Raw genomic sequence first — 13,107 nt, forward strand, 5'->3', positions numbered from 1 at the left:
CCCTTTTATTAACGAATCAATTTTTTGTACTTGATACGCTTGGGCATGATATCCGTTCCCAAGCGTTTCTTTTTGTTCTCCTCATAATCAGAGAAAGAACCTTCAAAGAAGTATACTTGTGAATCGCCCTCGAATGCTAAAATGTGGGTACAGATTCTATCCAAGAACCATCTATCGTGAGATATGATCACCGCACAACCCGCAAAGTTCTCCAAACCTTCTTCCAACGCGCGTAGTGTATTTACATCCAAATCGTTGGTTGGCTCATCCAATAGCAGCACGTTGCCCTCTTCCTTCAAGGTCATCGCCAAATGCAAGCGGTTTCTTTCACCTCCGGATAGCATATTCACTTTTTTGTTCTGCTCGCTTCCTGAAAAATTAAATCGACTCAAATAGGCACGGGAATTTACTTGCTTTCCTCCCATCATGATCAATTCTTGGCTATCACTAAAGTTTTCCCAAATGGTTTTCTCCGGGTCAATGTTTGAGTGTGATTGATCCACATAGGCCAACTTGGCCGTATCCCCAACAATAAATTCTCCTTTATCGGGATTTTCCTCGCCCATAATCATTTTGAATATGGTGGTCTTACCTGCACCGTTCGGACCAATTATACCTACGATACCCGCTTGTGGAAGATTAAAATTAAGTTCCTCGTACAACAATTTATCTCCAAAGGCCTTGCTAACACCTTTTGCCTCGATTACATTGGTTCCCAATCGAGGCCCATTTGGAATATAAATCTCCAACTTCTCCTCTATTTGTTTTTGGTCTTGGCTTAGGAGTTTGTCATAATTTTTTAGACGTGCCTTTTGCTTGGCCTGTCTTCCTTTTGCACCTTGACGCACCCAATCCAGCTCGCGTTCCAATGTTTTTTGCCGTTTGGAGGCCTGTTTGCTTTCTTGTTCCAATCGTTTTGCCTTTTGGTCCAACCAGCTAGAGTAATTCCCTTTCCATGGAATTCCCTCTCCGCGGTCCAGTTCCAAAATCCAGCCTGCAACATTATCCAAGAAATAACGGTCGTGTGTTACAGCGATAACCGTCCCTTTATACTGAGCCAAATGGTGCTCCAACCAGTGCACGGATTCGGCGTCCAAGTGGTTGGTAGGCTCATCCAACAATAAAACGTCAGGTTCCTTTAACAATAGTCGGCACAAGGCCACTCTTCTTCTTTCTCCACCAGAGAGCACCCCTATTTTCTTATCGGATTCAGGCGTGCGAAGCGCATCCATCGCAATCTCCAATTTTGTATCCAACTCCCAAGCATTTGACGCATCAATCTGATCTTGGAGCGCTGCTTGCTTATCCATCAATTTCTGCATCTTGTCTGCATCCTCATACACTTCTGGAAGACCGAACATATCATTGATCTTATTGTACTCATCCAAAATGGCGACAGTTTCGGCAACACCTTCTTTTACTACTTCAAGAACGGTCTTGTTCTCGTCCAGCTGTGGCTCTTGTTCCAAATAGCCCACGGAATACCCTGGTGAAAACACCACATCTCCTTGATAATTTTTATCGACCCCTGCAATAATTTTGAGCAAAGTGGATTTACCTGATCCATTAAGACCCAAAATCCCAATTTTGGCTCCATAGAAAAAGCTTAGGTATATATTTTTAAGCACTGGGGTATTGGCCGTTTTATAGGTCTTGGTAACCCCAGACATTGAAAAAATGACTTTCTTATCGTCTGACATCTATTACTGAATTAAATTGTTAAGAAAAAGAGCCTACACTCTACCTTTTAGGGCATTGAACACCCAAGCTACGGCAAAAAAACCGATTCCAACAGCAGCAAAGCCCCAGCCCGCTACTTCATCATATTTAAAAGCTCCAAGTGCGATCATACCGACTCCCACAAAAATCATAATCCATGTGGCCCAAGCTAGCACTGTGTTTTTATTCATTCCCATTCTGTTAGTTTCTGAAGAATTTCAAATATCGTAAAAATCGAGATAATGTAAAGTCATTATTAAGGATTATGTTTCAAAAGGAAAGCTAACACCGCACTTTTTTCTGACAGTGTCCAATAACTCTGACAAATCAAGGCTATTTTGATGCGACCATATATCACTCTCAATTTTATTGTTTCTTAAACATTCATGAACCTCTAGAATTTCATAATAGTAACCAATACCTTTCAAGGGTAGACTGAACTTTTTGGTTTCGTCTTCCTTCACCATCGTATATTCGTCTGCTTCGTGCCATCTAGATTTTAAAAATAATTGTCCCTTGTTACCAGAAATCTCGGCTTCCATTCGCGATCGACTCGTAAAACCACTGTACAAAATAGCCTGAGCATCAGGATAATCAAAAATCATGCTGGTCTGGAGTTCCGTTCCGTTACTGTGAAATTTTGAACTTGCCATAACATTTTCGGGCATGCCCAGTAATAGGTAGGATAGAAAAATGGGATAAATACCAATATCCAAAATGGTTCCCGAAGCCAGGTTAGGGTTCAACAATCGGGAATCTTCATCCCTGTCGAGCGCATAAAATGCAAAATCCGCATAAAGATATTTTAGCGCCCCTATCTCACCAGCATCGACCAATTCTTTTACTTTTTTGATGGATGGATTAAAACGGGACCACATAGCTTCCATCAAAAAGGCATTGTGCTTCTTTGAGGCATTTACCTGCTCTACCACTTCGTTCCTATTGACACCCATCGGCTTTTCACATAAAACTCCTATGCCATTCTCAAGCGCCTTAATGGACAAATCTTTATGGAAATTATGGGGCGTGGCTATGTAAACAACATCCACTGTTCCCGATCGGAACAATTCATCGTAACTTCCAAAAGTATGTTTTACATCGTACTCTTCGGCAAATTCTTGAGCTCTTTCCATTGACCTTGATGCTACGGCAGTTACCTTTGCATCCTCTACGAGCAAAAGGTCCGAAACAAATTTTCTAGCTATTTTTCCCGGGCCAACAATGCCCCATCTTATTTTGGTTTCCATATCTTCAAAAGTAATAATTATAACTCCTTATCTTTAACCAGCTAAATGAATTTATAGTAGAATGGATATAAACTTCAATAAGAACGAAGACCATAATAAATTAAAACTGTCTGACCTGAAGCGCAGATTGGCGAAAGTGAAGCTCGGTGGCGGCAAGAGACGTATCGAGAAGCACCATGCCAAAGGTAAACTAACCGCAAGGGAGCGTATGGATTATCTACTCGATGAAGAGGCCCCATCCATTGAAATTGGAGCCTTTGCAGGAGAGGATATGTATGAAGAACACGGAGGATGTCCTTCTGGTGGAGTGGTGGTTAAAGTTGGTTACGTTAAAGGCAAGCAATGTGTGGTTGTAGCAAACGATGCCACGGTAAAGGCCGGTGCTTGGTTTCCTATTACCGGGAAGAAAAATCTACGGGCCCAGGAAATTTCAATTGAGAACAAATTGCCCATTATTTATTTGGTGGACAGTGCGGGGGTATACCTGCCTATGCAAGATGAAATATTTCCGGATAAAGAGCATTTTGGCCGCATTTTCAGGAACAATGCTGTAATGAGCAGTATGGGAATCACACAAATAGCCGCAGTTATGGGAAGCTGCGTTGCCGGTGGTGCCTATTTACCGATTATGAGCGACGAAGCCTTGATCGTGGACAAAACAGGAAGCATTTTTTTGGCCGGAAGTTATTTGGTGAAAGCTGCCATCGGTGAAAGCATTGACAACGAAACTTTGGGCGGTGCTACAACCCATTCTGAGATTAGCGGCGTAACTGACTACAAAGCCAAAGACGATAAAGATGCCTTGGACAAAATCAAAAATATTGTTGACAAGATAGGTAACTTCGACAAAGCAGGTTTTAACAGGGTTGAACCTAAAAAACCCACTGAAGAACCCGATGACATTTTTGGAATTTTACCAGCATCCCGAAGCGACCAATACGATATGGTAGAGATCATCAAGCGATTGGTGGACGACTCCGAGTTTGAACAATATAAAGAAGGCTACGGACAGACCATTTTAACCGGATACGCACGTATCGATGGTTGGGCCGTAGGCATAGTTGCCAATCAGCGCAAAGTGGTAAAGACCAAAAAGGGTGAAATGCAGTTTGGAGGTGTCATCTATTCCGATTCTGCGGACAAGGCCACCCGTTTTATCGCCAATTGTAACCAGAAGAAAATTCCCTTGGTGTTTTTACAGGATGTGACCGGATTTATGGTGGGCAGCAAAAGTGAGCACGGTGGAATTATTAAAGATGGTGCCAAAATGGTGAATGCTGTTAGCAATTCGGTGGTTCCTAAATTTACCATTGTCATTGGGAATAGCTACGGAGCCGGAAATTATGCCATGTGCGGAAAAGCTTATGACCCCCGGTTAATCGTGGCCTGGCCAAGTGCTGAACTTGCCGTGATGAGCGGAAACTCTGCCGCCAAGGTACTTTTACAGATTGAAAAAGCCAGTTTGGAGAAAAGTGGCAAGCCTGTTGATGCGGAAAAGGAAAAGCAACTTTTTGATGAAATAAAGCAGCGTTACGATGACCAAATATCACCGTATTACGCTGCTGCTAGACTTTGGACAGATGCCATAATCAATCCGTTGGAGACCCGTAAATGGATTTCTATGGGAATCGAAGCGGCGAACCACGCACCCATTGAGAAAAAGTTTAATATGGGAGTGCTGCAGGTATAACTGAAGCAATTAGGTTTAAGGGCGTAGCTTATATTTCTTGTCAAGAAAATCGCCTACTGCTTCACAATCATCAGTTTCATATAAAAAAACATCCACTACTTGGCCTTCTTCATTTACATCAAATAAAGACCAAAATGGGTTGCCTGTATATTCATCTATATAAAAATCATATTCTTCCTTGGGAAGTTCACCTTCCTCTATCAATTTATTAGGGTCATAAAAATCTAAAACATAATTAAAGCAAGCTTCCATATCCTCATTGGAAATAGGTCCTTCATAAATCTCATTATTGCTTTCTAGAAGGGCTTTAATATTAAGCTCCCAATACTTTGTTGATTTAGCTTGCTCTCGAAGCGTTTTGGCATGCATGCAAATCTCGTCCATGCTCATACCTTTAAATTTATCCATAAATTAAGTTTAAAATATTTTCTAAACTAAATATTTATAGGCATGTTGTGCGTGTTGATTTATGAATGCGCCTTTTCAATTGATGAAACAGCGATATGAATTGATGGATTAGTTTTACCTCAACTGCAAAGATGGTTTTTCTTCACTATGGAATGATGGAAATCTGACCATTGGCCAAAGCCAATTTACCATCGGCGAATCATCCTTCTTTATAGATTTACCATAAATCAAACTGGGAAGCTAAATGAATATTCCTGCAAAAATCAGAGGATTGCCTGATTTACATATAATCAGTTGCCCAAGTGCGATTTTGGCCTTGGAATAAGCAGTAATTCCGTTTGTCTACCATTAATATAGCGGAAGCCATCTTCACCAAAAAAACCGGGCTCCTCCAACATAATTCGGATATCCCTGTTCCATTCCGGGATGTTGACCGTTGCATTCAATTCAATGGCATAGGCGGTGTTCGGGTTCAATGGGTAATTTTCGCCATCGTCCTTCATGACTCCCCCTTGGGAATCCCACATACCAATGGTTGTACCGGCAGAATGGCCATACATGCCCAATGGATGGGTATAAATGGATGGTTGCAGACCTGAGGCCTTGGCATCTTTAAGAGCTTTCGCCAAAATCTCGTTCCCCACTTTGCCCTTGACCATATTCTGGGTCAAGAAATCCTGTACACGATTCCCATCATATAAGGCATTTACCAAAAACGAGGGGGCTTCGGTTTCCTCTGGTTTTAGAACATAGGCTAATTCTTGACAATCCGTGTTCAAACGCAAGTAGGTGATACCAAAATCGCAATGCAACAAATCTCCACGTTGAATAACTTCATCGTCCGGTCTTCCTGAAAATGAATACAGATGTCCTACCAATTCCTCACTGGTACGTTGCACATCAACTGTAGGGTGAAACCAAGTTTCCAATCCCAAATCAGTAACTTTTTGACGCATCCACCACTCCACTTCGGTTGTTGTGGTTATTCCTGGAGTGATTACTTTTTCTGAAAAAGCCTCGGCAATAATATCATGGGTAATGTCCGTCAACTGGTTGAAAATAGTCATTTCCCGTGGTGTCCTGGTTTCTATCCAGCGTACAGCCAACTGTTCTGCAGATACTACCTTAGAATGGTATTTTTTGGGTAAATTGGCCATAAACTCATCGTAATCCGTCTTATCCAATCCATCCGCAATATTATGGTCCTTAGAAAAATTAAGTCCTATTTTCTCCGGGTTCCGTTCGGAAATCAATTCCATCAAACGTTTCCACTGATTAGGCTCCTTTTCCTTATCCCAAGCGGAAATAATGCTTTTTCCAATATTGTAACGGGCAACGGCCAGTTTATCGATGGTATTCTTTTCTTTATCCCTATAAAACAGAATTATCGTTCTTCTCCTGGCATTTAGCCAAGTTGCTGGCAACATGGTTCGTAGTACAGGATCTTCATTGTATTCTCGGGAAATCAATACCCACATATCCAAACCTGCATCGTCCATTAGTTTAGGAAGTACGTTATTGAATCTTTCATCGAGTATTTCGTCCACAACCCGTGCCCGTTCCACTTCGGGAAGGATTTGTTGGGAAATAGCAATAAAAGGTAAGAGCAGAAGTACTAGGTTGATGGTTTTTCGCATGGTTGATTTTTAAAGTTTTGAATGTACAAAACTTAGCCTATTTGTTCCAAGGTTTTTTTTCTATCCACCTTTCTTGTTGAGGTTTCCACAAAGGATTTCATAAAATACACTTGTTTGGGAACTTCATATTTTGATACCCCTTGCAAAACCTTAATAGCTTTTAGTAGTCCTGCTTTATTCATTGGTTCACATTCCATTACAAGCACCAATTTTTCACCCAATCGGTCATCTGGTAAGCCCGCTACAAAGAAGCGTGGCTCTATTAGGATTGAAAGCTTTTGCTCTATTTTTTCAGGAATGATTTTGATTCCCCCTGAATTGATTATGGAATCATAACGGCCCAACCAAAGGAATTGATTTTTATTGATAAGCTCAACCACATCATTGGTGATGATATTACTGTCTGAAATTTTCGGTGCCTCAATCACAAGGCATCCTCTGTCATCTTGTGAGACAGAAACATCTGGAAGAGTTTCAAATGGATTCACTTTCTTTCCATCTATCTTTTTTACCGCAATGTGAGTGATGGTTTCCGTCATTCCATAGGTTTCATAAGCACGGACAGGCAATTTGGATAGTTCGTTTCTTAAATTCGAATCCACAGGGGCACCACCGATTATAATTTGGCCTACCCTATCCATTTGATGCATCGAATTTTGGACCTGCAAAGGTACCATGGCCACAAAATCATAGATGTTATCAGTATCGTTTAGTGGGCTTGAAGAAGGTTCTACCATATCTAAATGCAGCCCGAGAATCATGGTACGGACCAACATCATTTTGCCGGCAATACCTGTGCAAGGAAGGCATAAAAGTGCTCTCTGTTCTGGCTTTAACCCAAAATATGTACCTGTGGCCAAGGCCGAATTGACCATATGCTCTTTTTTAAGGACTATGGTCTTTGGTTTTCCTGTTGACCCCGAAGTTTTAACTTGGACGGTAGACTCTTTGGAGGTCCAATCCAACAAAAAATCACCTATAGACTTTTGAAAAGGTAGGCCTTCTTTTAATTCTTGAGCGAACTTTGCAAGCCCTTCAGTCGAATAGGAAACATTATTTAATTGAAAGTCAGAGTGTATCTTATGCCAAGTCGGATTTTCCATCATTTAGTGCCAAATATTCTTCCCTTGACAAAACTCTTCCAAAAAGTTTCTCCTTCCAGTTTTTCCAACCATACTTTTTAGAGAAAATAAACAGTAAAATTGGATAAATTACAAACACCGGAATTAATACATCCCATCCTAAAACTGGTTCGGAAACATCCCTGTAAATGGAATGGGTTCGGAATGCTGTCCAATCAGCGGTGACAAGGAGCGCCGTAAAGAAGTTGTTGGCCGCATGAAAACCCAAGGGCAATTCCAATCCTTCGTCCATTAATGTCAAAATACCCAAAAAGAAACCTGTTCCTATGTAGTAGATTAAGATGCCATACCCCAATTTATCAACCTCTGGATTGAGAATATGTAACAATCCGAACAAGGACGAACTCACCACAAAAGGCAACCATTTATTTTTTGATGCAATACCGATAGACTGCATAAGGTAGCCTCTTGTAAAATATTCCTCGAAGCTAGTCTGGATAGGTATAAAGATGATGGAAATCAACAATAGTACTAAAAATGGACCTGTTTCAAAGGAAAACTGGTAGTTTTCCGGTGATAAGTAAATGTCCAAAAACACCAGTGCAGACGACACCACTCCCCATAAAACGAATGAAAATGTGATTCTTTTCCAATCGATTCGTCTTCTCGATGTGGTAAAGTCCTTAAACGAAAGTCTATGTATGAATTTAACAGCCACCCATAAACTTATCATGGCCGCAAAAAAGGTGAGCAACACCAATAAAAAGAAAAAGTTGAGGCCCAAGGTATCGGCCATAGCCCCATAATCCGTGGATATTGAATTGATTGACTCCGCCTTTAAGATCATTGCCGCAATTAAGGGTATACCTCCCAAAAATTGCCACCCAATGATAATGATCAAAAATCCAACAAAATATCTCCAACGCTCGGTTAAACCTTTATATGCTTGTTCTATGTACATATTTCCTGTATTAAATCCATATTCCAGGTCCTCATTTGCCTGTAAAAAAGTTTGCCTTCGGAAACTTCCAAAGGACTATCAATATTATTGGTGAACAGACTTCCAGTTCCTAATCCTTGTGGCATTTTGATATTCAAAGAATACGTGAACTGTGCTATTGCGTTTAATCCAATGTTACTTTCCAATGCACTGGTTATCCACCACCCTATGTTGTTTTCTTCTACCAAAGCTATCCATTCATTACTGCCACCAATACCCCCCACCAAACTTGGCTTTAAAATAATGTATTGTGGTTGTATGGTTTGTAACAGTTTCTTCTTTTCCGTTACATCAAAAACACCGATTAATTCCTCGTCCAAGGCAATAGGAAGTGGAGTACTTTCACAAAGATTGGCCATTTCTTGCCATTGGCCAGCTTTTATAGGCTGTTCAATGGAATGTATCTTGAAATGCGACAGCCTTTCCAACTTTTCCTGTGCTTCTTCGGGTTCAAAAGCGCCATTGGCATCCACCCTTAGTTCGATGTCTGCAGGGGAAAATCTTTCTCGAATGGATTTTAGTATGGATATTTCCTTTTCAAAATCTATGGCTCCTATTTTCATTTTGATGCAACCGAAACCATCCTTTAGTTTTTGTTCCAATTGTTTGAGCATATAGTCTGTGTTCCCCATCCAAATGAGGCCATTGATTGGAATCGGTGATTGCTTTTGGGAGAAATCTGAAGCGAATAATTCAAATGGATCGGTGGATTGTAAGGACAACAATGCTTGTTCAAGTCCAAACTGGATGGAGGGAAACTCTTTAAGTTTATTCAATAGTTCTCGCTTATCCAAATGGATGTTGGCACAGGTCCATTGCAATTTTTCTTGGTAATCAGGTCTATCATCCACGCTTAATCCACGTAAAATACCACATTCGCCTATACCAAATCCTTTTTCACTTTTTATTAAGATAAACCAGGTTTCCTTTTGCGTCATAACCCCGCGCGAAGTACCGCTGGGAACTTTAAAATTGAGGATATACTTTTTATAGCTTGCTTTCATGGAGTGGATTCAAATTTAGTTTTTTTTTGAATCCTACAAGACCATATATGGCCAAATCAACTAAAGTTGAACCAAAAACGGACTCCTTCAACCTGCCTGTCCACATTTAATTTGGATTGAAGCTGATTTACCAATCTGTTGATCAAACGAATGCCCATTGAGGAGTTTGATCGTTCATCGGTATCATCCGGAAGTCCTACGCCATTGTCGGTATACTCAAAATAGCCCTGGTCCCCGTTTTTACGAAGGTGAATATAGATTTTTCCGTTGTCGTCGTTTTCGGGAAAGGCATATTTAAATGAATTCGACACAAGCTCGTTCAAGATCAATCCAAATGGAATCGCGCGGTCAATATCAAGCTCGGTACCTTCCGCATCAATGGTGATACTGATATTGTGTCCGCCCTTCTTGTAAACGGATTGCACGCTATTGATCAAACTTTCAATATATCCTTGCATCTCAATTACGGAGAGGTCATCATTCTGATACAATTTTTGATGAATCAATGCCATGGCCTTCACCCTGCTCTTCCCTTCTTCCAAAGCAACTATTGCTGCTTTGCTACGGGTGTTCTTCGTCTGTAAACTCAATAGGCTGCTCACCATTTGAAGGTTGTTCTTAACCCTATGGTGGATTTCTTTCAACAATGAATCCTTTTCTACCAGAGAGTTTTCGATAATATGTTTTTGTTCGGCGATCAATCGCTGATTTTTTATACTTTTTAGATAGGCATAAACCAGTCCAGCAAAACCCAACAAGGTAAATATCAATGAAATAAATACTAGGTTGATCCGCTCATCCTTGGCTTTCATTTCGCTACGTGCCAGCTCGTTGATACGCTTTTGCTCGTCGATAAGCCTTTGGGAATTCTCTAAATCTTCATTGGCCACAATGGTCACCAATTGTTGTTTGATCAATGCCGATTGTTTTTTTGCCAACGAATCCTTTATTCTTTCGTTGCGTTTGTAGTAGATGGAAGCATTCTTGTAATTTTCCACCTTATCATAAAAAGCCGCTAAAAGACTGTTCCTTTTAATGATTTGAAGCACGGTAATATTGTCAAACTCGGTATCCAAATGCTTTTTTGCTTCGGTAAAGCGTTCCAATTGCAGATTGGCCTCGGCCAAGAACATGGTGTTCTCCACCACCTCACTCTGATCATTATTGTTCGGTGATTTCTTTAAGGTTTCAATGCTCGTTTCCAATAGAGGTATAGCCTCCTCATATTCTCCCAGCATTACATGGCATTTAGCAATATTCCCCTCTATTTCTGCTTTTAGCAGTTCACTTTCGAATATGTCCGATTCACTCTTTTGAGTGGAAATATCGTTCATGTACACTCCAAGGTAGGAGTTCGCTTTTTTAAGCTCGCTCAAAGCCGTAGGTGCAGAATCATCGAGACGTAAATAATTGCCGACCTTGCTATGGTATTGGGCGAGTTTAAAGCTTTCGTTATCGGCAATGGTCGGCTTTACCTCCATTATATATTGGTTCCTGGCCTTTCTGTACAAACCAAGATTACTGTAGATGTCGTAAAAGGAAACGTTATTGGTGAGGCCCAACTCTCGTTTTTGTTTTCTTATTTCGATTTGTTTATCGAACAATTGAAGATTCGCGTAGTTATCGTCGAGCACATCTAAAACAATTTTCTGGGAATTTGAGTCCAATGAATCTTTGACATCATAAAGTTCCTTTGCCAAGGCAGTACTCTTGTCGTATTCACCCAAGTCGTTGTAAACCTGTGCCTGCATCACCTTATAAAGTTGTGAAGCAGTGGTATCGGAGGTTTTTTCGGCATTGGAGAGGTAAATTTTGATGGTATCCAACCAATCGTACGCGGAGTTTACATTGTATCGATCTAGAGAGTTGAAAAATACTTCAAACCGTTGATCAGCATTGTCTTTATCCTCAAATTCGGTAAGTACACTTTGTTCCTCTCCGGTGGTTATTTGAGCCGAAGCGGTAAAAAGAAAAACAAAATATACTATGGTAAATAAATATCTTACGTAACGTCCCATTAATTTAATTGATACAGTGACCGCCGAAATATTCCGTAAGCCCTATATTATTATCGTGCCCTTTTTTCCTTTATTGTACCCGATATCCTAAATCAATGCCAAAATTGAACATTATGTGAAATTAAAAGGTATGGGGTATATAAAGAACGCTAGTTTGACTACAAAATTAAATTGCAAGCTATAGACTTGACCGTTATTGTTGTGAAAGTGTTGTTTTATGTTGTGAAACAATCCAAACAGTATGTGAAGTTACAGTTTATCGATGTTTTCTGCCTTTTATGGAATCTTCCAGTAAAATAGGATACTTGTAAAATTGAAAAAGGCCCTGCTTTTTACAACAAGACCCTTTTACGAGAACACTATATGAAAATGAAAAAATTACTTTCTGAATTATTAACATTGCTAAAATATGACCGATTCACCCATCAAGAAAAATATTGTTGCGAACTCCTAAAAAGTTGTTGTCTTTCTCTTATAAAAGTGTTGTCGCATAAAAAAAGCGCCCTAATGGAGCGCTTATATATTTTGTTAAATCTCTTTGACATCAGCTATTCATCGAAGAAAGGATAAACTCCTTAAAGTCTTTTGAAATAGGTATCAAGTTATTATTGATCATAATATCCTTTGAGTTGATGGCATCTATGTGATCTACATTAACGATATATGACTTATGCGCCCTATAAAACTTATTCTTCGGTAATTTCTCTAAATAATCCTTTAAGGGGGAACGTACCAAAAACTTTTTATCAGCCGTATTTACTTCCAAATAAACGTTATCGGCCTTAATAAATTGAATATCACTAAACTGGATTCTGTAATAAAGATGTTGCTTCTTGACAAAAATAGAATCTTTCAATATGGAATTGGATGTTATCTCGTCTGCTGCATCGTCATCCGCTATCTTCTGATTACCTTTTTTTTCGTAGTTAAAATTGGAAAGTGCTATTTCTATCGAGGTATAAAGATCTTGTTGTTCAAAAGGTTTTACCAAATAGCCATCTGGTTTTACTGTCTTGGCGTTCTCTACCGTGGCGCGGTCTGAGTTGGAGGTAACAAATATGAACGGGATGTTATAGGTATTGCGGATATGCTTTCCAAGGTCGATACCTGTTTTGTCCGAGGCCAAAATAATATCGATAAGGACAAGGTCCACATGATTGTTTTTCAATACGTCCACGGCCTGCTCATAAACAATTACATTGTCCACAATTTCATAGCCGATTTCCTCCAACATGGATTGCATGTCATCTGCGATGATGACATTATCCTCTACGATTAAAATTTTTATCGGATGTTCCAAGT

General features: G+C 40.0%; 11 protein-coding genes. 1 reads left to right on the top strand and 10 read right to left on the bottom strand.

Translation table 11 applies throughout. The features are described 5' to 3' along the window. Positions 1–8: 8 nt before the first annotated feature. The 3 genes from ettA to GUA46_RS12990 form a co-directional block, all read right to left on the bottom strand. A complete protein-coding gene (ettA, locus tag GUA46_RS12980; RefSeq protein WP_108244156.1) occupies positions 9–1,700 on the bottom strand; it encodes an energy-dependent translational throttle protein EttA in 1,692 nt (563 codons plus the stop codon). Between the two features lie 33 nt (positions 1,701–1,733). Next, positions 1,734–1,916, bottom strand: a complete 183-nt coding sequence (locus tag GUA46_RS12985) for a CAL67264 family membrane protein (RefSeq protein WP_108244157.1) — start codon at positions 1,914–1,916, stop codon at positions 1,734–1,736. Between the two features lie 66 nt (positions 1,917–1,982). After that, positions 1,983–2,966 carry a Gfo/Idh/MocA family protein gene (locus GUA46_RS12990; RefSeq protein WP_108244158.1) on the bottom strand — a complete coding sequence of 328 codons (984 nt, stop codon included), beginning with the start codon at positions 2,964–2,966 and terminating at the stop codon, positions 1,983–1,985. Between the two features lie 61 nt (positions 2,967–3,027). Between GUA46_RS12990 and GUA46_RS12995 the strand changes: the two genes are divergently transcribed. After that, positions 3,028–4,656 (top strand): acyl-CoA carboxylase subunit beta, encoded by a 1,629-nt coding sequence (locus tag GUA46_RS12995; RefSeq protein ID WP_176620855.1) that lies wholly within the window; start codon positions 3,028–3,030, stop codon positions 4,654–4,656. A gap of 15 nt (positions 4,657–4,671) precedes the next feature. On the opposite strand, the gene GUA46_RS13000 is transcribed toward GUA46_RS12995, so the two are convergent. The 7 genes from GUA46_RS13000 to GUA46_RS13030 form a co-directional block, all read right to left on the bottom strand. After that, the gene (locus tag GUA46_RS13000) at positions 4,672–5,064 is read right to left on the bottom strand and encodes a hypothetical protein (RefSeq protein ID WP_176620856.1); all 393 of its coding nucleotides are present in this window, start codon (positions 5,062–5,064) and stop codon (positions 4,672–4,674) included. A gap of 290 nt (positions 5,065–5,354) precedes the next feature. Next, entirely contained in the window at positions 5,355–6,701 is a 1,347-nt protein-coding gene (locus GUA46_RS13005; RefSeq protein WP_176620857.1) for a M24 family metallopeptidase, read from the bottom strand. 32 nt (positions 6,702–6,733) lie between these two features. Next, complete coding sequence (locus GUA46_RS13010) at positions 6,734–7,807, bottom strand: AMP-binding protein (RefSeq protein ID WP_313790869.1); 1,074 nt, start codon at positions 7,805–7,807, stop codon at positions 6,734–6,736. After that, entirely contained in the window at positions 7,782–8,744 is a 963-nt protein-coding gene (locus GUA46_RS13015) for a CPBP family intramembrane glutamic endopeptidase (RefSeq protein WP_176620858.1), read from the bottom strand. Before GUA46_RS13015 ends, GUA46_RS13010 begins: the two co-directional genes overlap by 26 nt. Next, positions 8,735–9,787 (bottom strand): o-succinylbenzoate synthase, encoded by a 1,053-nt coding sequence (locus GUA46_RS13020; protein ID WP_176620859.1) that lies wholly within the window; start codon positions 9,785–9,787, stop codon positions 8,735–8,737. Before GUA46_RS13020 ends, GUA46_RS13015 begins: the two co-directional genes overlap by 10 nt. 56 nt (positions 9,788–9,843) lie before the next feature. After that, positions 9,844–11,805 (bottom strand): sensor histidine kinase, encoded by a 1,962-nt coding sequence (locus tag GUA46_RS13025; RefSeq protein ID WP_108244164.1) that lies wholly within the window; start codon positions 11,803–11,805, stop codon positions 9,844–9,846. A gap of 544 nt (positions 11,806–12,349) precedes the next feature. Then, positions 12,350–13,105, bottom strand: a complete 756-nt coding sequence (locus GUA46_RS13030) for a LytR/AlgR family response regulator transcription factor (RefSeq protein ID WP_108244165.1) — start codon at positions 13,103–13,105, stop codon at positions 12,350–12,352. Between the last annotated feature and the right edge of the window lie 2 nt (positions 13,106–13,107).

Source organism: Flagellimonas chongwuensis (assembly GCF_013376415.1).
GTDB lineage: Bacteria > Bacteroidota > Bacteroidia > Flavobacteriales > Flavobacteriaceae > Flagellimonas > Flagellimonas chongwuensis.

Coding starts and splice junctions, on each gene's coding strand:
- GUA46_RS13010 (WP_313790869.1), bottom strand. CDS start 7,807: ATGATGGAAAATCCGACTTGGCATAAGATACACTCTGACTTTCAATTA.
- GUA46_RS13005 (WP_176620857.1), bottom strand. CDS start 6,701: ATGCGAAAAACCATCAACCTAGTACTTCTGCTCTTACCTTTTATTGCT.
- GUA46_RS13015 (WP_176620858.1), bottom strand. CDS start 8,744: ATGTACATAGAACAAGCATATAAAGGTTTAACCGAGCGTTGGAGATAT.
- GUA46_RS12990 (WP_108244158.1), bottom strand. CDS start 2,966: ATGGAAACCAAAATAAGATGGGGCATTGTTGGCCCGGGAAAAATAGCT.
- GUA46_RS13000 (WP_176620856.1), bottom strand. CDS start 5,064: ATGGATAAATTTAAAGGTATGAGCATGGACGAGATTTGCATGCATGCC.
- GUA46_RS12985 (WP_108244157.1), bottom strand. CDS start 1,916: ATGGGAATGAATAAAAACACAGTGCTAGCTTGGGCCACATGGATTATG.
- ettA (WP_108244156.1), bottom strand. CDS start 1,700: ATGTCAGACGATAAGAAAGTCATTTTTTCAATGTCTGGGGTTACCAAG.
- GUA46_RS12995 (WP_176620855.1), top strand. CDS start 3,028: ATGGATATAAACTTCAATAAGAACGAAGACCATAATAAATTAAAACTG.
- GUA46_RS13020 (WP_176620859.1), bottom strand. CDS start 9,787: ATGAAAGCAAGCTATAAAAAGTATATCCTCAATTTTAAAGTTCCCAGC.
- GUA46_RS13025 (WP_108244164.1), bottom strand. CDS start 11,805: ATGGGACGTTACGTAAGATATTTATTTACCATAGTATATTTTGTTTTT.